The organism is Rhodanobacter sp. 7MK24, assembly GCF_014842995.1.
In the GTDB taxonomy this organism is placed as follows: Bacteria; Pseudomonadota; Gammaproteobacteria; order Xanthomonadales; family Rhodanobacteraceae; genus Rhodanobacter_A.
The window spans coordinates 40,318-62,101 of record NZ_JACYXL010000002.1 but is presented as its reverse complement, the minus strand read 5'-3'; the positions used below and the strand labels follow the sequence as shown (position 1 = coordinate 62,101).

General features: G+C 64.5%; 19 protein-coding genes. 9 read left to right on the top strand and 10 right to left on the bottom strand.

All coding sequences use genetic code 11. The features are described from left to right. Positions 1-33: 33 nt before the first annotated feature. Positions 34-2,106, bottom strand: a complete 2,073-nt coding sequence (locus tag IHE49_RS05095) for a transglycosylase SLT domain-containing protein (RefSeq protein WP_192155581.1) — start codon at positions 2,104-2,106, stop codon at positions 34-36. A gap of 128 nt (positions 2,107-2,234) precedes the next feature. Here IHE49_RS05095 and IHE49_RS05090 point away from each other — a divergent pair, with 128 nt between their 5' ends. Next, positions 2,235-3,839 carry a glycoside hydrolase family 17 gene (locus IHE49_RS05090; RefSeq protein ID WP_192155576.1) on the top strand — a complete coding sequence of 535 codons (1,605 nt, stop codon included), beginning with the start codon at positions 2,235-2,237 and terminating at the stop codon, positions 3,837-3,839. Between the two features lie 14 nt (positions 3,840-3,853). Further along, positions 3,854-4,537 (top strand): SDR family NAD(P)-dependent oxidoreductase, encoded by a 684-nt coding sequence (locus IHE49_RS05085; protein WP_192155574.1) that lies wholly within the window; start codon positions 3,854-3,856, stop codon positions 4,535-4,537. Here the strand turns inward: IHE49_RS05085 and IHE49_RS05080 are convergent. From IHE49_RS05080 to IHE49_RS05060, 5 genes are all read right to left on the bottom strand, one after another. Next, a complete protein-coding gene (locus IHE49_RS05080) occupies positions 4,521-4,904 on the bottom strand; it encodes a hypothetical protein (protein ID WP_192155572.1) in 384 nt (127 codons plus the stop codon). The two genes, IHE49_RS05085 and IHE49_RS05080, sit on opposite strands and share 17 nt — an antisense overlap. Then, on the bottom strand, positions 4,901-5,680 hold the full coding sequence (locus IHE49_RS05075) for an endonuclease/exonuclease/phosphatase family protein (protein ID WP_192155570.1): 780 nt from the start codon (positions 5,678-5,680) through the stop codon (positions 4,901-4,903). The genes IHE49_RS05080 and IHE49_RS05075 overlap by 4 nt, the downstream gene beginning before the upstream one ends. Before the next feature lie 69 nt (positions 5,681-5,749). Next, positions 5,750-6,421, bottom strand: a complete 672-nt coding sequence (locus IHE49_RS05070) for a thiol:disulfide interchange protein DsbA/DsbL (protein WP_192155568.1) — start codon at positions 6,419-6,421, stop codon at positions 5,750-5,752. 47 nt (positions 6,422-6,468) lie between these two features. Further along, positions 6,469-7,350 carry a thiol:disulfide interchange protein DsbA/DsbL gene (locus IHE49_RS05065; RefSeq protein ID WP_192155566.1) on the bottom strand — a complete coding sequence of 294 codons (882 nt, stop codon included), beginning with the start codon at positions 7,348-7,350 and terminating at the stop codon, positions 6,469-6,471. A gap of 68 nt (positions 7,351-7,418) precedes the next feature. Continuing rightward, entirely contained in the window at positions 7,419-8,204 is a 786-nt protein-coding gene (locus IHE49_RS05060) for a c-type cytochrome (RefSeq protein WP_192155564.1), read from the bottom strand. A gap of 107 nt (positions 8,205-8,311) precedes the next feature. On the opposite strand from IHE49_RS05060, the gene yihA reads away from it, so the two are divergent. After that, positions 8,312-8,944: a ribosome biogenesis GTP-binding protein YihA/YsxC gene (yihA, locus tag IHE49_RS05055; RefSeq protein ID WP_192156070.1), complete on the top strand. Its 633-nt coding sequence runs from the start codon at positions 8,312-8,314 to the stop codon at positions 8,942-8,944. Between the two features lie 23 nt (positions 8,945-8,967). Here yihA and IHE49_RS05050 read toward each other — a convergent pair whose 3' ends face one another. Continuing rightward, positions 8,968-9,459 (bottom strand): GAF domain-containing protein, encoded by a 492-nt coding sequence (locus tag IHE49_RS05050; RefSeq protein ID WP_192155562.1) that lies wholly within the window; start codon positions 9,457-9,459, stop codon positions 8,968-8,970. 59 nt (positions 9,460-9,518) lie between these two features. On the opposite strand from IHE49_RS05050, the gene IHE49_RS05045 reads away from it, so the two are divergent. From IHE49_RS05045 to dcp, 4 genes are all read left to right on the top strand, one after another. Beyond that, positions 9,519-10,190, top strand: a complete 672-nt coding sequence (locus IHE49_RS05045; protein ID WP_192155560.1) for a TMEM175 family protein — start codon at positions 9,519-9,521, stop codon at positions 10,188-10,190. Then, positions 10,187-10,864, top strand: a complete 678-nt coding sequence (bioD, locus tag IHE49_RS05040) for a dethiobiotin synthase (RefSeq protein ID WP_192155558.1) — start codon at positions 10,187-10,189, stop codon at positions 10,862-10,864. The genes IHE49_RS05045 and bioD overlap by 4 nt, the downstream gene beginning before the upstream one ends. A gap of 57 nt (positions 10,865-10,921) precedes the next feature. Continuing rightward, entirely contained in the window at positions 10,922-11,272 is a 351-nt protein-coding gene (locus tag IHE49_RS05035) for a hypothetical protein (RefSeq protein ID WP_192155556.1), read from the top strand. Between the two features lie 109 nt (positions 11,273-11,381). Next, positions 11,382-13,601: a peptidyl-dipeptidase Dcp gene (gene dcp / locus IHE49_RS05030; RefSeq protein WP_192155554.1), complete on the top strand. Its 2,220-nt coding sequence runs from the start codon at positions 11,382-11,384 to the stop codon at positions 13,599-13,601. A 75-nt stretch (positions 13,602-13,676) separates the two neighbouring features. On the opposite strand, the gene IHE49_RS05025 is transcribed toward dcp, so the two are convergent. Further along, on the bottom strand, positions 13,677-14,633 hold the full coding sequence (locus tag IHE49_RS05025) for an alpha/beta hydrolase (protein WP_225578196.1): 957 nt from the start codon (positions 14,631-14,633) through the stop codon (positions 13,677-13,679). 126 nt (positions 14,634-14,759) lie between these two features. On the opposite strand from IHE49_RS05025, the gene IHE49_RS05020 reads away from it, so the two are divergent. Continuing rightward, positions 14,760-15,635, top strand: a complete 876-nt coding sequence (locus tag IHE49_RS05020) for a LysR substrate-binding domain-containing protein (RefSeq protein WP_192155552.1) — start codon at positions 14,760-14,762, stop codon at positions 15,633-15,635. Between the two features lie 14 nt (positions 15,636-15,649). On the opposite strand, the gene IHE49_RS05015 is transcribed toward IHE49_RS05020, so the two are convergent. Further along, positions 15,650-17,017 carry a glutamate--cysteine ligase gene (locus IHE49_RS05015; RefSeq protein WP_192155550.1) on the bottom strand — a complete coding sequence of 456 codons (1,368 nt, stop codon included), beginning with the start codon at positions 17,015-17,017 and terminating at the stop codon, positions 15,650-15,652. 508 nt (positions 17,018-17,525) lie between these two features. On the opposite strand from IHE49_RS05015, the gene IHE49_RS05010 reads away from it, so the two are divergent. After that, positions 17,526-19,835, top strand: coding sequence for an AAA family ATPase (locus IHE49_RS05010; RefSeq protein ID WP_192155548.1), 2,310 nt, complete (start codon positions 17,526-17,528; stop codon positions 19,833-19,835). Positions 19,836-20,823: 988 nt separating this feature from the next. Here IHE49_RS05010 and IHE49_RS05005 read toward each other — a convergent pair. Further along, entirely contained in the window at positions 20,824-21,732 is a 909-nt protein-coding gene (locus IHE49_RS05005) for a prohibitin family protein (RefSeq protein ID WP_192155546.1), read from the bottom strand. Positions 21,733-21,784 lie beyond the last annotated feature (52 nt).

Sequence of the window (21,784 nt, the reverse complement as noted above, 5' to 3'; positions counted from 1 at the left end):
GATCGTCTCGAAGTTCGAAGGAACGAACGGGCCCTAATTTCCTGCTGGTTGGCCGGTCCTGTCTGCAGCTGGCGATGCCGGTGCCTGCACCGAGCCTGCCTGCGCCGGAGCCGCCGCCACTACCGGGCAATCCACCGCTTTGCGCGGCGTCATGCTGTTCGGCAGCGCATAGAGCTGGCCGATCGGGGTGAGTCGGGTGGCGATCGACAGGGCGTTGCCATGCAGGCGCCAGTCGTACATCAGGCTGTAGTCCATCACGCGGGCCACGTATTCGCGGGTTTCCTTGAACGGCATGGTGGCGATGAACAGATCGGGCGCCAGCGAACCTCGCGCTGCAAGCCATTGGTTCAGCCGGCTGGGGCCGGCATTGTAGGCGGCGCTGGCGAGCCAGGGCGCGCCGTTGTAGCGCTCCGCAAGTTGCGAAAGGTAGCGCGTGCCCAGGGCGACATTGGTCGCCGGGTCGTACAGGCTGTCGCCGCCGGTCCACGCCATGCCGTTGCTGCGGGCGACTGCCGCTGCCGAGCTGGGGACCAGCTGCATCAGGCCACGCGCATCGGCCCCCGAGCGTGCGTCGCTCATCCACGCGCTTTCGGAGCGCAGGATGCCGTAAGCCCAGGCGGGATCGATGCCGGATTGCTTGGCCTGTTCCACCACGCCGATCTGGCTGTCCAGCGGCAGGCGCAGCGTGTAGTAATGCATCGCCTCGCCATGATTGAGCGTGAACGCGGCGCGGTCGTACCAGCCGCGGGCATCGGCGAGTTCCACGGCCAGCACCTGCGTGCGTTCGTCGCTGCCGTCGAGTGCGCGCGCCCACTCGCGCCGCGCCAGCTTCTGCAAGCCCACCGCGAACAATTCGAAGGCACGCTGCAGGCCAGGCTGCTCCAGCAGCGCCTGTTCCTGTTGCGGATCGTCGATCGGCGCCCGCGGGCAGATCGCGTAGGGCTGGTTGGCCTGGTCGGCGGCGAGGTATCCGAAGAACGTGGTCTGTTTCGCAAGGTCGGCGTAGATGGCCTGCGCCTGCTCGGCATGGCCGGTGGCGGCCAGGGCGCGTGCGCGGAACCAGCGCCATTCGTCGCCCTGCTGTTGATCCGTCGGCATGGCCGCGATGCCTGCCAGCACGCCGGGCCAGTCCTGGGCGGCCAGCGCCACGCGCACGCGCCATTCGCGGGTGGTGGCGGTTTGCGCGGAGGCGGGCAGGGCGAGCAACTGTTGCAGCGCGTCGGGGTCGTAGTCGCTGGCGTGGAAGATCGCCAGCGTGCGCCGGATCGCATCGCGCTGGCTGGCGCTGAAGCTGAGGTGCGTCTGCAGTTGCTGCCACGCAGCGTCGGCGTTATCGGTATCGCGCCGCGCCATGCTTTGCAGCGCCAGCGATGCCGCCAGGCGCGCATGCGCGGTGTCGGGCCAGTTCGCCGCGGCGGCCACGGCAGACTGCGGATCGCGCAGCGCCTGCGCCAGCCATTGCGCTTCCTGGTTCTGCGGCGCGGGCAGCCAGGCGGCCAGTACGGAAATGGTGCCACCCTTGCCGGCATCGGCGGCGCGCTCGATGCGCGACCACAGGCGCGGCGTGGTCAGCAGGCCTTGTTCCTGCGCGGCCTGCAGCACGGGAGTGCAGGCACCGGGCAGCTCGGGCTTGGCCCACAGCACGGCGAGATCGCGGTCGAAATCCAGCGCGGCGCCGTTGGCCATGCGCGCCTGCAGGGCATCGCAGGCGAGCGTGTCGTTCGTGCCGGGCTGATACAACGCGAGGAAGCCGTTCCAGTCCTGGCGGCGCGCGAGTTCCAGCAGGAAGTCGCGGCGCAGGTCCTGCGCGGGAATCAGGTCGGGGTACTGGGCCAGATAGGCCTGCACCGTGGGCAGGTCGATCTGCTGGATGTCGTGCTCCAGCGCGGCAGCGGGCAGGTAGGGGTAGAGCGGGTAGCTGCGCAGTTGTGCGTCCCATATGTGCCAGCCGTCGCCGCCTTGCTGGGCCGCTGCCCAGGCTTGCTTGAAGGCGGCGCGCTGGGTATCGATGGAAGCGGCGGCGCGTGCACCCAAGCTGACGAGCAGGCTGCAGCACGCAATCAGTACGGTGAGGGAGTGGCGCCGGGGCGCGGCCTTCGCGAACATGAAAACTCCTCGGTGATCCCTGTGCGGATTGTAGTGGATGCAGCCGGAAACACCGCCTCGCGCATGGGCCGAGGTTCCGCGCATGCCTGATAAGCTGACGCATCCGCTTCCGCCCTTTGCAGGCTCGCATGTCGTTCCCACCCTTGTCCCGCGGCCGTCGCCTTGTTGCCTGGTCGGTGCTGGCACTGCTCGCGCTCGCAGGCGCGGCCCGGTGGTGGCTGCTCGGCCGCCCGGTCGCTTTGCCGGATGCGCCGTCCGCGCGCATCGCCTGCGTGTCCTATCAGCCGTTCCGGCTCGAAGGCGAGACGCCCTACGACGTGAATGCCTTCATCCCTCCCGAGCGCATCGATGCCGACCTGAGTGCGTTGTCGCAGCGCTTCGACTGCGTGCGCACGTATTCGCAGGGGCAGGGCCTTTCCGCCGTGCCGGAGATCGCCGCGCGCCATCACATGCAGGTGCTGATGGGCATCTGGCTGGGAAGCGATGCCAGGGCGAACGCCAGGCAGATCGAGTTGGGCGTCGCCACCGCACGCAAGTATCCGCAGGTGTTGCGCGCGGTGATCGTGGGCAACGAGGTGCTGTTGCGCGGCGACCTGTCCGAAGCGGTGTTGGCTGGCTACATCCGTGAAGTGCGCGCGGCGCTGCCTGCGTCGATCCCGGTGAGCTACGCCGATGTATGGGAGTTCTGGTTGCGCCACCCGCAGCTCGCCAGCACGGTGGACTACATCACCATCCACATCCTGCCTTATTGGGAAGACCAGCCGGTGCCGCCCGAGCGTGCGATCCAGCATGTGGCGGACGTGTACGCGAAAGTACGGCAAGCGTTTCCCGGCAAGCGCGTGATGATCGGCGAAACCGGCTGGCCGAGCGAAGGCCGGCAGCGCCGTGGCGCAGCCGCCAGCGTGGTGAACGAGGCGCGCTACCTGCGTGAATTCCTTGCTTACGCCGGCAAGGTCGATCTGCCGTACAACGTGATCGAAGCTTTCGATCTGCCGTGGAAGCGCGCGCAGGAAGGCACGGTAGGTGGCTACTGGGGCATCTTCGATACGCATGCGCGGCCCAAGTTCGCGATGCAGGGGCCGGTGGTCGAAGTCCAACAGTGGTGGCTTGGGTGGCTGGGCGGCGCGGTGTGTGCGCTGTTGTTCGTGCTGGCGGGTTTGCGCCGCCGGCACTGGCAGCGGCGGCGTGGCTGGCTCGCGCTCGGAGTGGCCGGTTTTGCCAGCGGCACCGCGATGGCGTGGCAGATCCGCCAGATGATTTACGCATGCCACGGTGCGTGGGAGTGGTCGGTCTCCGTTGCCGCATGCCTGGTCGCGTTGTTCACCGCGTTGCGGCTGGCGAGCTGGCTGGCGGGACGGCTGGCGGGCGCGCCGTTCAAGCCGGCGCCGGCAGGCCGGTTGCGCAACGCCTGGTTGTTCGTGCTGGCGCTGTACGGTCTGCTGCTGGTGTTCGATGGCCGCTACCGCGATTTTCCGTTGGGCGTGTTCGCCCTGCCCTGCGCGGGTTATGCGCTGACCGCATGGCTGGACGAGCGCAGGCGCATGCCCTCGCGCGAAGCGCTGTTTCTCGCCGCGTGGCTGCCCGTGCTGGGTGGCGCGGTGGTAGCGCTGGAGTTGGGCGAAAACCCGGTGACCTGGCTCTGGTTGTTGTTCAATGTCTCGATCGCCGCGTCGGTGTTCGCCGCATGGCGACGCGCGCGGGCCGTGCCGGTTATGCTCGGCGACTCCCCTTGAATGGAAGGATGGACATGCGCCTCGACAAGCAACGCATCGTGGTGACCGGTGCCTTCGGCACGCTGGGGGCGGCGATGGTGCGCGCCGCGCTGGACGCGGGCGCGCAGGTAGCGGCGATCGACCGCGCGCCGGTGCCGGCGAACCTGGGTGCGGCGCATGGTTTCGGCGGAGTGGATCTTTCCGGCACCACCGAGGCGAAACGTGCCATCGATGCCGCCGCCGAGGCGCTGGGTGGTATCGACGCGCTGGTGAACATCGCCGGCACCTTCCGCTGGGAGACGCTGGCCGACGGCGACCCCGACACCTGGGACCTGCTCTACCGGGTCAACCTGCGCACTGCGGTGGCGGCGAGCAAGGCCGCACTGGCGCACCTGCCCGACGGGCATGGACGCATCGTCAACATCGGCGCGAATTCCGCGCTGAAGGCCGGTGCCGGCGTGGGTGCCTATACCGCGTCCAAGGCCGGCGTGATGCGCCTCACCGAATCGCTGGCCGAGGAACTCAAGCCGCGCGGCATCACGGTCAACGCGCTGTTGCCCAGCATCATCGACACCCCGCCGAACCGTGCCGACATGCCCGACGCGGATTTCGAGCGCTGGGTGAAGCCCGAGCAGCTCGCGGGCGTGATCGTGTTCCTGCTGTCCGGCGCGGCCAGCGCGATTACCGGCGCGCTGATTCCGGTCACCGGGCGGGTATAGCCGTCGCTTGCCTGTTGCTTGCGCCCTGCAGGTGCACGAGGCGCAGGCAGCCGACCAGCAGCGCCAGTGCGCCTGGCTCGTAGTTGTAGAGCTGCAGCGCGAATGCGCCCAGCATCGCGGCCAGGCATGCCCATCCGGACGAGCGGCGCAGCAGTGCCAGGGCGGCGAGGACGACGGCCGCGATGCCGTACACGTCGTGCAGGAAACCAACCACCAGTCCCTGTCGCAGCGCGCACCACGCGGGCGCCTGCGCCGCCGTGCAGAGCTCCGCGAATGCCGGCTGTTCGATCAGGCCATAGCGCAGCCATGCCGCACCCAAGCCGGCCAGCGCGATCAGCAGCCAGGGAAGCAGTTTGCGTATCTTCATCCGTGTTCTCCGGTATGCGCGGGCAGGTGGATTTCCGCCGCCAGCGCGAGATGATCCGAAAACGCCTGCGGCAGCGTCCATACCTTCTCCAGCACCACCGTGGGCGAGGCAAGGATGTGATCCAGCGCCCGCTTCGGCCTCCAGCTCGGGAAGGTGGGCGTGGCCTGTGCGGGTGGCTGCAGCCGCGAGCGTGCGAACAACCGGCGCATTTCGGGGCTTTCGACATCGGTGTTGAGGTCGCCCATCAGCACGGCGTGCGGCTGGTCTTCCAGTATCTCGGTGATGAAGCCCAGTTGCCGCGCGCGCGAAGCGGCACCCAGCGAGAGGTGGGCGATGACCACGGCCAGCGTGTGCTTGCCGGTGCCGAAGCGCGCCAGCAAGGCGCCACGGCCGCGGCCGGGCAATGGATAGTCCAGCACCATGCTGGGTTCGATGCGACTGATCAGGCCGTTCGCGGTGTGCGACAACCCGGCCACGGGGCGGTTCGGCTGGTGGCTCCAGTACGGCATGCCAGCGGCTTCGGCGAGGTAGCGCGTCTGATTGAGGAAGCCGGAACGCAGGCTGCCGGCGTCCGCTTCCTGCAAGCCGACCACGTCGAACTGCGGCAGCAGGGCGGCGAGGCTGTCGAGGTTGGCGATCTTGGCGCGTCCCGGCAGCACGGCGTTGAGGCTGCGGGTGACGTATTCGCTATAACGCTGCACGCTGGCGCCGGCGAGGATGTTGCAGCTCAGCAGGCGCAGGCGGCGTTCTTTGGGGGCTGGCGTGGCACGTTCCATGGGGCTGTGTACGGTACACGCACAAGGTCGCCGCGGACGTGAATCTCCGCGGCGGCTTCGATCAGGGCGTCACTTGCCGCCCTTGTTCACTTCGTCCAGTTCGCGCTTGGCCAGCCATTGGGTGATGGCGGAAAGTTCGTCCAGGGTCTTCACGTTGGTGACGCGGTACTTGCCGTCGATCACGATGCTCGGCGTGCCGTCGACGCCCCAGGTGCGAATCAGTGCCAGGTCGGCTTTCAGCTTGGTGGTGGCCGCATCGGAGGTGGCGAGGCTCATGAAGGTATCGCGGTTCACTCCATGGCGCGCGTAGAAATCGGCAAGCTCGTCCAGCGAGTTCATCGGGTAGTGCTGGACGAATTTTTCCTGGAACAGCTGCAGGTGGGTGCTGTCCACCACACCCAGCTTGTCTGCCGCGTAGTAGGCGCGTGCGTACGGCAACCACTCGTCGCTGAAGGGGGCCGGCACGAGTTCGAACTTCACGCCTGCGGGCAGCGATTTCTTCAGCTTGTCGGCGATGGGCGAAAACTCGGCGCAATGAATGCAGCCGTACGAAAAAACCTCGGCCACCTCCACCTTGCCCAGGTTGCTGTAACGCTGGTGCGGGCCAGGCAAGGTGACGTACTGGTCGCCTTCGGTGTAGGGCGCAGACCCGTCGGTGCTGGATTGCGCGGTGCAGGCGGTGGCCAGCAACAGGCCGGCGAACAGGCTCAGGGTGCGCAGTCGGGCGAGATGTTTCATCACGGAAATACTCGGCAAGGCAATTAGGGAGAGGTCGGATGGCCGCAGGCTTACTTGCCGGCGGCTTCCTTGGCTACCAACCACTGGGTCAGCTCGATTGCGCGCTGCACGGAATGCACATCCGAAGGCGAGAAACGGTATTTGCCATCCACCACGATAGTGGGAGTGCCACCCACGCCATAGGCTTTCATAACATCATCAGCCTGCTTCATCTTGGTGTTCACGGTGAAAGAGTTGGCCACCGCCACGAACTCCTTGGGGTCTGCGCCAAACTTGGCATAGAACTTTGCAATGTCATCGATCGTCGGCCATGCAGCCTTGGGCTTGGGCTGGCCGGTGGACAGGTCGTAGGTGGCCGTCTCACCAGTCTTCCAGGTGGCGTCGAAGAACGCATCGTGGGCCTTGGCGCGCACGCCAAGCGCCTCGGCAGCGAAGTAGGCGCGCTGATACACCGGCCAGTTTTCGTCGGGGCGGAATGCGGCGGGCAGGTAATGCACCACAGCGTTCGACGGCAGGCTCTTCTCGATCTGATCCATCGCGTCGTGGAAGGCGTTGCAGGCCGGGCAAGCGTAGGAGAACACTTCCACCACTTCGATCTTGTCGGTGGGGATGTACTTCGGTTGGGCCGGATCGATGCGGAAGTAATCCTTGCCCTCGACCCACTGGCCGTTGTCCACGAACGGTTGGGCCGGCGGCGCGGCGGGCGTGGCGGCGGCGGTGGCGGCTGCTGCCGGAGCGGCGGTGCTGGTGTTCGCTGCCGGGGCGGCACTGGTCGGAGCCGTGCTGGCGGGAGCCGGAGCGGTGGTGGGTGCCGCAGGCGTGGTAGCAGCGGTGCTGGTGGTGGCTGGCGCGGCGGTGCCGTTGTCGGTGGATTGGCCGCAGGCGGCCAGCGCCAGCAGGGCGGCGCACAGGAACGGCAGACGCTTCAACATGGGATTACCTCGGGGATGGGCGAAGCAGGAAGGGCACGCCGGCATGGGCCGGTGCGCCCGGGAGTCGGTCAGGGCGAGGCGGCCTGTTGCGGATCGACGGCGGCCGGGTGCAGGCCCTCGATATAGCTGGCCACGGCGGCGATGTCGTTCGCATTCAGTTTCTGGGCAATGCTGGGCATGATCTGCGAGTGCGCGTCCGTGCCCCAGGCATTGCCGTCGTGCCAGGCCTTGAGCTGGGCTTCGATGTATTGCGCGTGCTGGCTTTCCAGTTGCGGATACTCCGCGCCAGGATTGCCGCGGCCGTCGGCGCTATGGCAGGCCATGCAGGCGGGAATGCCGCGCGTGACGTCGCCTTCGCGGAACAACTGCTGGCCACGCTCGACCAGCGCCTGGTCGGCCACACCGGGCAGGGCGGTCTTGCTGGCGAAGTAGGCGCCGACGTCGTGCATGTCCTGCTCGGACAGCGGCGTGGCCATGCCGAGCATGATCGGGTTCTGGCGCTTGCCGCTCTTGAAGTTCTCGAGCTGGCGAACGATGTACTGCTCGCTCTGGCCGGCCAGCTTGGGGTACTGCGGATCGGTGGAGTTGCCGTCCATGCCGTGGCAGGCGCCGCAGGCGGCGGCCTTGGCCTGGCCCGCAGTGGCATCGCCAGGCTTGGCCGCGGCTTCAGCGGCGGCGGGCGCAGCAGCAGCCGTGGTGGTCGGGGCGGCCGGTGTGGCGGCGGCAGGGTTGGCGGCCGTGGTGGCTTTGGCCGGCGCGGACTGCGCCGCCACCCCGCTCGCGCTCAAGGCGAAGATCAGGACTGCGGCGTAGCCCAGCGCAGCGGGTCGAAAACCTGCGAACCGAAAACCCATACACTTCCCCTCTCAGAAACTGTCGAAGGCTGCCATCGCCGGTCGGTATCGGCGCCACGGGCAGAAACCGTCGGATTATCCCCATGCCTTCGCGCTCCGGTCAAACCATGCCCAACCTCCTGCAAGGCGCGCAATTCGTGCTCGCCGCCCACCGCGTCAACCAGCTGCCTGCCGACCAGGGCGCCGAGGTGGCGTTTGCCGGGCGCTCCAACGCCGGCAAGTCCAGCGCGCTCAACACGCTCACCGGCCACAAGGGGCTGGCGCGCACCTCCAAGACGCCCGGCCGCACCCAGCAGATGGTGGCGTTCGCGTTGCCACCGCTGGCGCAGGGCGACGGGGAGGCGCCGCTGGTCGCGCGCCTGATCGACCTGCCCGGCTACGGCTACGCCAAGGTGCCGGAGGAACTGCGCGCGCACTGGAAGCAGGAGATCGATGCCTATCTGCATCGTCGGGAGAGCCTGCGCGGCGTGGTGCTGATCGCCGATATCCGTCATCCGCTCAAGGAATTCGACCGGATGATGCTGGACTTCTGCTTCGCCACCGGCCTGCCCTGCCATCTCTTGCTGACCAAGGCCGACAAGCTTTCGCGCAATCAGGCTGCGCAGGCGCTGGCGGCGATGCGCAAGAGCTTTCCCGACGGCCTGCACGCCACCGCGCAGGTGTTTTCCTCGCCCGCGAACACCGGCGTGGACGAGGCGCGTGCACGGGTGGTGGAGTTGTTGCGCACGCCGCGCGGCTGATGCCGACGGCATGAGGCGCGGCGTTATGCCGCGGCGAGCTCCATGAACACCGCGCACAGAGCCTCCATGCCGGCGCGGTCGTCCTCGTCGAAGCGCGCCACGTGCGGACTGTCCACATCCCATACGCCGAGCAGGCTGCCGTCGGACTTCACCAGCGGTACCACGATCTCCGACTGCGAGGCGGCGTCGCAGGCGATGTGGCCGTCGAACGCGTTGACGTCGCGCACCACCTGCGTCTGCCGCGTCTGCGCGGCGGTACCGCACACGCCACGGCCCAATGCGATGCGGATGCAGGCCGGCTTGCCCTGGAACGGGCCGACCACCAGTTCGTTGCCGTCGTACAGGTAGAAGCCGGCCCAGTTGAGGTCGGGCAGGGTGTGGAACAGCAGCGCAGAGAAATTCGCTGCGTTCGCGATCAGGTCGCGCTCGCCGGCCATCAGGCCGCGCGCCTGCTGCACGAGGTCGGCGTAATGCTCCCGCTTGTCCGCATGGGCCTGTGCTTTCACTTCGAACATGGCATGGATCCGCTGGCAAAGTCCGTATTATGCGCGTGTCGTTACGGACAGGACTGCGCATGAGCTTGGTTGAACATCGCGAAGGCATCGAGGCAGGGCGGCTGGACATGTTCGTGGACGGCGCGTTCGCGTTCACGTTGACCTTGCTGGCAATCGGTGGCGAAACCATCCCGAACACGGCGGAGAAGTTGCTGCATATCCTGGCCGGTGTACCGGCGGCGGCGTTGTGCTTCGCGCAGATCGCCTGGATGTGGCACGGCCATGTGCAGTGGCGCCACCTGTGCACGCGAGCCACGCGGACCGGCCTGTTGTTGTCGCTGCTGCTGGTTTTCTTCGCGCTGATCTTCGTCTATCCGTTGCACATGGTGTACGGCTCGGCGTGCTATGGCTTCAGCGGCGGCGTGCTCTCCAGCGATGTCGCGGTGCAGCTGTCCAGCGAGGCACGGACGATGTTCGTCTGCTACGGCCTTGCCTATACCTCCATGGCCGGCACCTTGACTCTGCTCTTCCGGCACGCCGCACGCCTGTGGCCTGCAGGCAGCGAGGAGCGCCGACGGGCCGGCATCAGAATGGTGTCGTGGGCCGTTCCGACTGCGATCGGGGTGCTCTCGGCGCTCACTGCACTGTTGGTTCCCGAAGGGTTGCTGTCGCTGGCGGGCTTCGAATATGTCCTGCTTGGCCTGATCGGTCCGGTGACCACGTGGTACAAGCGCCGGCATCCTGCCGGATGAGCGCGGCACTGTTCGTCGCCGGCACCGATACCGGCATCGGCAAGACACATGCCTCGTGCGCCGTGCTGCATGCGCTGCGCGCTTCGGGCCTGCGCGCCACCGGCATGAAGCCGGTGGCCAGCGGTTGCGTCGAGACGCCACAGGGTTTGCAGAACGAGGACGCACTGGCGTTGCGCGCGGCCAGCAGCACGCCGCTGCCGGCGTATGCGCAGAGCAACCCGGTGGCGCTGCGCGATGCCTTGTCACCGCATCTGGCTGCGGCGCACGCAGGCACGACGATCGCGTTGCCGCCCTTGCGCGCCGCATTCGATGCGTTGTGCGCTGGACACGACGCCGTCGTAGTGGAAGGGGTGGGCGGTTGGCGCGTTCCGCTGGCGCCTGGCCTGTTCGCTTCCGACATTCCGAAGCAGTGGGATTTGCCGGTGATTCTGGTGGTGGGCATGCGCCTGGGTTGCCTCAATCACGCGCTGCTCAGCGCGGAGGCGATTCGTGCCGATGGCTGCCGCCTCGTCGGCTGGATCGCCAATCGCGTTGATCCTGCGATGGAGGCGGTGGAGGAAAACCTTGCCACCCTGCGTGAACTGCTGCCCGCGCCCTGCCTCGGCGTGTTGCCGCATGGCGTGGCGCCGGCGCGGGCAGCAACCGGGCTCGACCTGGCCGGACTGGCTGATTGATTCACATCCGGCATGCCGGGCCGTGCGCATGCTGGTGAACACCTGCAGGGAGAAACCATGACCAGCCGCAACCATTACTACCTTTCCATCGCCGATCTCGCCCGGGCACGGGGCAGCGATCCCGCGCTGAGTTGGAGCGGTGCCGGCCCCGGCGATTTCGCCGCGGCCCTGCAGGAGGCGCTGCGCAGCCGCACGCTGTTCGAGCACTGGTGCGCAAAACAGCCGGATCCGGATGCGGTCGATCCCTCGCTGGGCGCCACGGATGGTCAGGCGCAAGTGCAGGCGCGCGTGGCGGACCTGCACGTCGAGGTGGACGTGCTTACCGTTTTGCCGATGAGCCTGCTGCGCCAGCGCCTGAACTGGCTGATCGGCGCGGCATGGCAACTGCGCGATGTGCGCCCCGGCTGACACGGCGGTTCGCTGCGCTGCGGCTGGCAAAAACAGCGGTGTTGTCGTTACATTCGGCGGCTAACGACTCTTTTGCCTGCGCCTCGCGCGCACCGACCTGGAAAATCGTATGCTCCGCCTACGCACCCTCGCCATCGCCACCAGCATCGCCCTTGCCGCCTGTTCGCAGGGTTCGAACGAGGCCAGCCAGCCGGCGCCGGCCTCCACTGCGCCGGCCAAGTCCGCGAGCGCCACAGCCGTGACCGATACGAACGCCACCAATCCGTTCTTCGCCGCCAGCACGCTGCCGTTCCAGGCGCCGGAGTTCGACAAGATCAAGGACGGCGACTACCAGCCGGCGATCGAGAAAGGCATGGCCGATCAGCTCGCCGAATGGCAGAAGATCGCAGACAACCCCGATGCCCCCACCTTCGACAACACCTATGTGGCGCTGGAAAAGAGCGGCGCGCTGCTGACCCGCGTGGAGATGACGTTCAATGGCGTCACCTCGGCCAATACCGACGACGCGCTGCAGAAGGTGCAGGAAGAGGAGGCGCCCAAGCTCGCCGCGCACCAGGATGAGCTGTACCTCGACAGCAAGCTGTTCGACCGCGTGCAGAAGGTGTACGACCAGCGCGACACGCTCAAGCTCGATCCCGAATCCTTGCGCCTGGTCGAAGTGACCTACCGCCAGTTCGTGCACAACGGCGCCAAGCTGTCCGATGCCGACAAGGCCAAGCTGAAGGCGCTCAACCAGCAGGAATCCACGCTGGAGGCGCAGTTCAACAACAAGCTGCTCGCCGCCGCGAAGGACGGCGCGCTGGTGGTGGACGACAAGGCCAAGCTGGCCGGGCTGCCGGACGAGGACATCGCCGCCGCCGCGCAAGCCGCCAAGGATCGCGGGCTGGCCGGCAAGTGGGTGGTCGTGCTGCAGAACACCACGCAGCAGCCGGCGCTGCAGTACTTGACGGACCGCGACACCCGCAAGGCGCTGTTCGAGGCTTCGTGGAACCGTGCCGAGAAGGGCAACGCCGACGATACCCGCGACATCATCGAGCAGCTCGCGCAGCTGCGTGCGCAGGAGGCCAAGTTGCTGGGCTCTCCGAACTACGCCGCGTGGACGCTGCAGGACCAGATGGCGAAGACGCCGGAAGCCGCGATGGGCTTCATGGAGAAACTGGCGCCGGCCGCCGTGGCCCGCGCCAGGCAGGAGGCCGCCGATATCCAGGCGCAGATCGACAAGGACCAGGCTGCCCTGCACCAGCCCACCTTCAAGCTGGAGCCGTGGGACTGGCAGTACTACGCCGAGCAGGTGCGCAAGGCCAAGTACGACCTCGACGAGTCGCAGATCAAGCCGTATTTCGAGCTGGACAACGTGCTGCAGAACGGCGTGTTCTACGCCGCCAACCAGCTCTACGGCCTCACCTTCAAGGAGCGCCACGACATCCCGGTATACAACCCGGACGTGCGCGTGTTCGAAGTGTTCGACAAGGACGGCAAGTCGCTGGCGCTGTGGTACTGCGACTACTTCAAGCGCGACAACAAGAACGGCGGCGCCTGGATGGACAACTTCGTCGGCCAGTCCAAGCTGCTCGGCACCAAGCCGGTGATCTACAACGTCGCCAACTTCACCAAGCCTGCGGCTGGCCAGCCCGCGCTGCTGTCATGGGACGACGTGATCACCATGTTCCATGAGTTCGGCCACGGCCTGCACGGCATGTTCGCCGACGAGCAGTACCCCAGCCTGTCCGGCACCGCCACCGCGCGCGACTTCGTGGAGTTCCCGTCGCAGTTCAACGAGCACTGGGCCAGCAATCCCAAGGTGTTCGCGAACTTCGCCAAGAACTACCAGACCGGTGCGCCGATGCCGCAGCCGCTGGTGGACAAGATGCAGAAGGCCGGCAAGTTCAACAGCGGCTATGCCATGACCGAACTGGTGGCCGCCGCCATGCTCGACATGAACTGGCACATGCTCGGCGCCGATGCGCCCAAGCAGGACGCGGACAAGTTCGAGGCCGAATCGCTGAAGAAGGACGGCGTGGACCTCAGCTACGTGCCGCCGCGCTACCGCTCCAGCTACTTCCTGCACATCTGGAGCAACGGCTACTCCGCCGGCTACTACGCCTACCTGTGGACGCAGATGCTGGCCGACGATGCCTTCCAGGGCTTCAGCGAACACGGCGGCCTTACCGCCGAAAACGGCCAGCGCTTCCGCGACATGATCCTCTCGCGCGGCAACACCGTGGAATTGTCCAAGCTCTACAAGGACTGGCGCGGCCAGGATCCCAGCATCGAGCCGATGCTGGAAAACCGCGGCCTGAAGGACGCGCCGAAAGGCGGCACGAAATAAGTGGCAAGGGCCGGCGCAAGCCGGCCCTTTCGTTTCCCGTCATGGAAGGCACGCTCGGACGATGGCGTCCGCTTCTCAGCCGCCGGTGGCCGGTGCTTTCGTAGGGACAATGTGGTGGCGCTGGAGGAAATCGCCCAGCAGGGCGGCGATCCGATCCGGGATCTGCAGCGTTGCGAAGTGGTCGGCATCGAGGATGTGTACCTCCGCGCTCGGCACGTCGCGACGATAGGCATAGGCGCCGGGCGTGGTGAAGTAACTGTCGCGTTTGCCCCACAGCACCAGCAGCGGCGCCTTGATCCGTCGCAGCTGCGCCTGCCAGGCCGGATAGCGGGCCACGTTGCTGCCGTAGTCGAACCACAGGTCGTTGCGTGCCTCGATGACGCCCGGGCGTTGTTCCGCCGACGCCGCCAGCCACATCACGTCCGGGCCGACTTGTTCCTCGTCGTTCCAGCCGGCTTGCGGATAGCCGAGCGAACGCGCGTAGGCGGCGCGGCGGCTGTCCAGTCCGGCATTGCGCTGCACCCAATGGCTGCGCAGCTCGCCGTGCGGATCCTGTGCCGCAGGGAAGCCGTCCAGATGGATGACCCCGTTCTGCACCACGATCGCGGTGATGGCCGTGGGATTGGCGCAGATCAGGCGGAAGCCCACCGGCACGCCATAGTCCTGCATGTACAGCGCATAGCGAGCGATGCCGCGTGCCTTCAGGAAGTCGCGCACGGTTTCGGCCAGATGGTCGAAAGTGTAGGCGTAGGTGCCGGGACTCGGCGCGTCGGAATAGCCGAACGACGGATAGTCCAGCGAGATCACGTGCAGAGACTGCACGGCGGCCAGATCCTCCATCACCTTTTCGTACTGGATCGAGGACAGCGGATTGCCCGGCAGGAACACCACGGTCGGCGCCTCTGGCGGCCCGCCCTCCCGGTAAAAGATGTGAACGCCGTCCACGCTCTGCCAGCCGTGCCTCAGCGTCGCGGCGTGCGCCGGCGCAGCGGCTGCAGCGGCGGCGAGCATGATGGTCAGCAGGATTCGCATCATTGTTTTCATCGATCTACCCGGTGACGACGTCGAGGATCCGCAGCAGCGGCCGCGAAAGCTTGGTGGAGCGGTCGAGGGCGGTGAAGTGATAATTCCTCACCCTGCGATGAATGTCGTTCAACGATGAAATACCTGCTCCCGCCGATGCACACCCTGCGCACGTTCGAGGCGCTGGGGCGGCTGTTGCATTTCGCACATGCCGCCGACGAGCTGCATCTGACCACCAGCGCGGTCAGCCACCAGATCCGGGCGCTGGAATCCTTCTATGGCACGAAGCTCTTTCATCGCGGTCGCCGCGGCGTGAGCCTCACGGCTGCAGGGGAGGCATTGCTGGCTGTGGTGAAGGACGTGCTGCGGCAGTTGTCGACGGCGGGCGAAGCGATCCGCACGCGGCCTGGACAACGGTTGAGAGTCACCGCGCCGCCGTCGCTCGCCAGCCGCTGGCTGGTGCCGCGGCTGGGCGATTTTCTGCGTGGATACCCGATGGCCGACTTCCAGTTGCGTAGCACGCTGGAACTGGTCGAACTCGGCACCGAGGAGGTCGATCTCGGCATCCGCTACGGGGGTGGGCGCTGGCCCGGCATGAGTAGCGAGCAGCTGTTCGGCGAGGAAATATTCCCCGTTGCCACGAGCGCCTACGCCCGGCAAAAGAAGCTGCGAGATGCAAGCGACCTGTCGCGCGGCCTGTTGTTGCAGGATGATTTCCAGTCCTGGGCGGACTGGTTCGCGCAGGCCGAGGTTGTCGTGGCGGGGTGCCGATACGGCCCGGTCTTCAACGATTCCGCCCTGCTGCTGCAGGCCGCCGAGGCCGGGCAGGGCGTGGCACTGGCGCGCAGCCGGCTGGTCGTGGACGCCATGGCAGCCGGTTCGCTGGTGCGCATTGGTGGGCTCAGCATCGTCTCACGCGAGAGCTACTACCTGGTGTCGCCAGCGGACCGGCCCGATTCGGAATTGGCCGCGGCGTTCCGGAAGTGGCTGCACCAGCTTGCGGATGCCTGACCGCAGCCCGTGGCTCAGTAGGCGAACTCGCGGAACACCGGGTCCACGCTGCCGCCCCATGCACCACGGAACAGCTCCAGCTTGCGTTCGGCGGGCGTCTGGCCGGCTTCGACGATTTCGAGCAGCGGTTCGAGGTAGATGCGTTCGTCGGCATTGTTACGGTTGAGCCTGGCGCGGCGCGCCAGGCCGTGGGCGGCGATCTTCAGCGTCTCGCGCGCAAGGTCGCGCACGGTGCCGTGGCGGAAGGAGAGTTTCAGAGCTTCCTTCGGCACGCCGTTGCGCAGCGCGTGGCGCTCGGCCATGGAGAAATCCTTGACCAGGTCCCAGGCCGCCTCCAGCGCCTCGTCGTCGTAGAGCAGGCCCACCCACAGCGCGGGCAGTGCGCACAGGCGGTTCCACGGACCACCGTCGGCACCGCGCATTTCCAGGTACTGCTTGAGTCGCACTTCGGGGAAAGCGGTGGTGAGGTGGTCGGCCCAGTCCTTCATGGTGGCCTTTACGCCCGGCGCTGCAGAGAGCTCGCCGGCCATGAAGCGCTTGAAGTCCTGCCCGGCGAGGTCGATGTAGCGGCCGTCCTGGTAGCTAAAGTACATCGGCACGCCGAGGGCATAATCGACGTAACGCTCGTAGCCGAAGCCATCCTCGAACACGAAGTCCAGCATGCCGGTGCGGTCGGCATCGGTGTCTTCCCACACGTGCGAGCGGAAGGACTGGTAGCCGTTTGGACGTCCGTCCGTGAACGGCGAATCGGCGAACAGCGCGGTGGCGATCGGCTGCAGGGCGAGGCTGGCACGGAACTTCTTCACCATGTCCGCTTCGCTGGAAAAATCCAGGTTAACCTGCACGGTGCAGGTGCGCGTCATCATGTCCAGGCCGAGCTTGCCCACCTTGGGCATGTACTCGCGCATGATCTTGTAGCGGCCCTTGGGCATCCACGGCATTTCGTCGCGCCGCCACTTCGGCTGGAAGCCCATGCCGAGGAAACCGACGCCCATCGGATCGGCGATGGAACGGACCTCCTCCAGATGCTGGTTCACTTCGCAACAGGTCTGGTGGATGGTTTCCAGCGGTGCGCCGGAGAGTTCCAGCTGGCCGGCGGGTTCCAGCGTGATGTTGGCCTTGTCGCGGACCAGAGCCACTGGGAACTCGCCCTCGCGGGCAATTTCCCAGCCGTAGCGTGCGGCGATGCCTTCCAGCAGCGCACGGATGCCGCGCTCGCCCTCGTAGGTGGGTGGCCGCAGGTCGTCGGTGCGGAAGCCGAACTTCTCGTGCTCGGTGCCGATACGCCACGCCTCGCGCGGCTTTTCGCCGGCGGCGAGGTAATCGATCAGTTGCTGGCGCCCTTCGATGGGCGTGCTCTTGACGGCGCTGGGGATGGACACTGGCGCGACCTCGCGGGGGGAGCACCGACTATGGAGGCGCCGCGCGGCCACGAAAAGGGGTTGACGGAAAATTTTTGTACGAGGCGGTACAGGAGGGGCCGCGTGGCACGTCAGTGTGCGGGAAACCATAGATTGGCCTTAGGGCACCTGCGGGCGTCCGGCAGGACAGCCGGCTGACGACCGACGCGGATCCAAGTATTCAAGGATGTTTCTGCCGCAGGCTGAGGCCGGCTCATCCGAGTATCAGGATGTGTGCGACGATGAATCGCGATCACCAAACCGAGCAACGTTGCAGGTGCGGGCAGATTGATCAGGATCATCTCGCCGGTGGAGCTGATTACTAGTCGACTACGCTGGACCGATAAAAATTCGCCCATAGCTGTCATAGGCTTGCATTGCAGCGTGTGTCGGCAGTGGGTCCGTTGCAACCGGAGCGTAGCCGGCGCACCATTCCCTAGGCACACCTAAGGACGGGAGGCACCATGTCCGCGCCACCTGAGGGGGAAAGGTGATTCGGTCCATCCAGCGGCTGCGAGGGTTCGGGGTCTTTGAGGATCTGCGAAAGACGAACGATCTCCCCGAGTTCGGTGCAAAGAACATCATTTATGGCTGGAACTATTCTGGCAAGACCACGCTATCCCGTTTTTTCGGCGCGTTAGGGGCAGGAATTCCATACGCCGAGTGCCCGCAAGCATCTTTTGAGGTCAAATTAGACGGCGGCGCGTCCATCACTGAGACGACGCTGAACCCGCCTCGTGTGGCCGTTGAGGTATTCAATTCCGATTTTGTCGCTTCCAACCTGAGCTGGTCAGGCGAGGACTTCGAATCCATCCTCCTGCTTGGCGATGAGTCTATTGAGGCGCAGCAGCGCATTGAGCGCCTCAACGGGTTGCTTGGTAAGCGACGACGGCAGCTCACGTCGACACGGTCTTCTGCCAAGGAAGCTGAGCAAACAATCAGCGATGCCAAGACGGCTGCTGCTAAACAAATCAAAACCACCCTTCAAATTGTGGAGGCATTTGGCGCGACTCAACTGACCAGCGCCATGGCGCAACTTCCTGCTGACATCGCCTCGGTCATTCTGACCCCTGAGGAATTTGCGTTCGAACTGAACGTTGCGCTGACCAGCGATGCCCAGAAGCCAAGCAATGCCCCTTCACTCACTGCGCCAACTCTCCAGTTCAGCCAGCGGCAGAAAGATGCCGAATCGCTGCTCAATGAGATTCCAGCTGTCTCTGCCATTATTGAGCACCTGCGCGACCACCCAGTCATAGCGAACTGGGTTGGAGAGGGCTTGCCATTGCATGCCGGCCTATCCGCTTGTGAATTTTGTGGTGGTCCGTTGACGGAGAGCCGACTTCGATTACTTCAAGGTCACTTCTCGACAGCGTTGACCGGGCAAAAGCAACGATTGGAAGCTCTTTCGCGAGCCACTCAGGCGGCATCGCTACCAGCAAATGCTTGGCTTGAGCCCGCTCGCTTTTTACCGGCGAACCAGGCAGCTGCCGGACGCATCGAAAGGCGACTGCAAGCGCTTTGTCGGGCCTATAACGATGACCTGCGCTGTTTGCTGGACGCTGTGCAGGCCAAGGCCGAAAGCCCTTTCGAGATTCAATCGGCCCCAGCACTGGAGCCGAATGTGTCGACCCTTCTGGAACGTACGTTTGATGAAGCTATCACGCTGATTGCCGACAACAATAAAGCTGTCGCCAATTTCAAGGATACGCGCGGCGAAGCTACGCGACGTGCAAAGTCGCACCTAGTGGCAACCTTCGCGCGAGACGAACATTTGGCCAATGCCAAGCAAAGGCTCAAGGTGCTTACCGAGCTAGCAGCCTATATCACAGCAGCGGGCCAGCGCATCAAAGGTGTTGTCCAGGCGCTTCAGTCGAGCATCGACCGCGCACAAAAAGGTCGGGAAAAGCTCAACGAACGCATTGCACTGCTGCTCGGATCAGATGCTATCCAGATTGAAGTGGTCGCTGTCGCTGGCGTGGACCGATTCGTGCTTCGACGCCGTGGGCATCCCGCTCGAAACCTGAGTGACGGGGAGCGCACCGCCATCGCGTTTGCATATTTCTTGACGAAACTGAAAGAGCATAAAAATCTAAAAGATATCATCGTATACATCGATGATCCTATTTCAAGCTTGGACAGTAATCACGTATTCCAAGTGTTTGCCATTATCAAGAATCTTTTTTTCGAAAAAATGATAGACGCGCAAGGCAAGCCAAAGTGGGTTACCGCGTGCCAGCAGATATTTGTTTCTACGCACAACTTCGAATTTTTCGAAATGCTGAAGAAGTTACCTATCGACCGGCAAAAGCCTACGCAATTGGATGGCGCGCGCTATTACTTGGTCAAACGTATCAGTGAGACTGCATCCACGCTCGTTGACCTGCCTGCATCGCTTCGTCGGTACACCTCGGAGTACCATTACCTCTTCAGCGTCATTCACGCGTTTTCTGAGCATCCCACGAAAGACGACGTGGCGCAGTTGCTCGCGCTTCCCAACGCGCTGCGCCGCTTCGTCGAGCTATACACATACATGCGATTGCCGTTGGCCGATACCAATGTGGAAGCACGTCTGGGTCTTTTGGTCGGTTCAGAGGCGTCAGTACGCGTGACCCAGTTGCTGCACCACTTCAGTCACCTGGAGACCGTTGACCGTATGTCGAGCCATACCCAACTAATCTCTGCAATAAACCCGGTTGTTGAAGAGTTGATGGACTTGCTGCGTGCTGATGAGCTGCACTTCAATGCGTTGATGGCTACAGTTTCGCTAGCGACGCCCAAAGAGGACGCGCGAGTCGAGTAAGTTCATCTGTTTCTTGGATGGGTCCATGCTGCCGGGGTAGAACCCCGCGGAGTCTACGATGCAAGAGGTTCATGAAAGGGTGTTTGTAACCGATGCGACCTTCTGTCGCACAGGCTCCCATGACACTGCGGTCGTGCATGCGTGCAAAAGCCCTTGTCATCAGCGAGCTGTTGGATACACAGGCAAGCTCCCGAGCTCGCATCCAAACTACCTAGTTTTTGAGCAAGGTTCAGATCTTTATCTCAACATCATTGATCCACCGGTTCCAATGTTCATGCCGTTGCTCTTTAAGAGCTTCCTGGATTTTTCAGTTATGCATTGGAACGGTGGAAAAAAGCTCATCATTCACTGCAATCAAGGAGAGTCACGAGCGCCCTCCCTAGCCTTGCTGTTTCTTGCTCGGTCAATCTCTGCAATCGACGATAGTTCCTACAGCTCCGCTCGGAACGAGTTTAAAACTCTCTACCCTCGATATCAGCCTGGCAAAGGAATAGAAACCTATTTCACTCAAAATTGGCCCAAGCTTGGTCAGGACTTTTAACCAATCGCACCGATTCGCGGTTGATGGCCGCCAGGCGTCGCAACCCGATGCTTCATCGCTGCGCGTTGAACGTCCGCTCATGGCTGACTTCCGCTTATGAGTCCGCACAGACCAAAATGTGGTGCGACGGCCGTCATCGATTGGCTTAGGTGATCAACCACATTGGGGCGCGTGTCAGGATGCAGATGATCACAGCCCCGCGCTAATCGTATGCGACTGAGCAGGCCGCGCGAGTTGGGTGGACCCCGCTATCCGGACAGGTTGACTGAAGGTCATCGATGACGGCCTCTTGGCATTCGACGCCGTGGCCACTTCTCCGTACGGTTCCACGGGCTACGTCGACGTCCCCCCGCTTTCAGTAGCGGGGGGACGTCGGTGGGATTCGAATCATTACCCGCATGCCGGGCCGACAGCGCCCGGCGCGCTACGTTCTCGGGCACTTGAGGATCAGTTTTCCTTGGGTGCCGATTTGCCGAGGTCGATCAGCGGGATGCCTCCGCTGGTGACGGACGGCAGAACGCCATTCCAGTGTTGCAGGCCGTAGAACTTCGTGTATTCCGGATTTGCACGTAACGCAGCACCGATCGTTTCGGCGGCCTTCGCCTGGGCGTTCGCCTCGATCACTTGAGAGTCGGCGCGGCCCTGAGCGGCTTCGACGGCCGCCTTCGCATGAGCCGCGGCAAGCACCGTGGCTTGCTCACCTTCGTACTTTGCGCGCGCGACCGTGTTCTCGGCTTGCACCGCATCGGCCTTGGCCTTCACGGCCTGCTCGATCGACGCTTCGAAGACGGGTGAGTAGTGAATCCCCGTGAGCTGGACGTCGATCACGTCGACGCCGAAAAGGCTGCCGAGCCCTTGGCTGATCGCGTTCCGCATCTGGGCTGTGATCTGGGCGCGCTGATCGCTGATCGACAGGGTGTTGTATTTGGCGAAGGCCTCCAAAGCGCGATCGCGAACGACAGGCAGCAGTGTGGAATCGATATCCACGGCACCGGCCCGGCCGATCTTGTAGAGCAGGTTGAACACAGACCGCCCGGGGATCTGATAGATGACGCTGATGTCGATCGTGACCTTCTGGTTGTCGTTCGTGTAGACGTCGAGCCCAGCCAGCGTGTAGATCGAGCGGCTGGTCTGGAGGCGGTCCACGGTTTCTATCAGCGGCACCTTGAAATGCACGCCAGGCCCCAAGGGTTCGGCGGTGACGACCTTGCCGCCCATCCAGCGGATTCCCGCCATCTCGCTGGGCTGCACGACGAAGAACGAGCCCGATAGCGCGACGATTGCCACGATCGCGATCGCCGCAAGCTTGATGAGCCCGGAATGGCTTTCTGATTTGACAGTCAAGTCCTTCAACATACGATTCCACCCTTTGTTTGGTGTTGCGGATTCAGACACTCGATGCAATGCC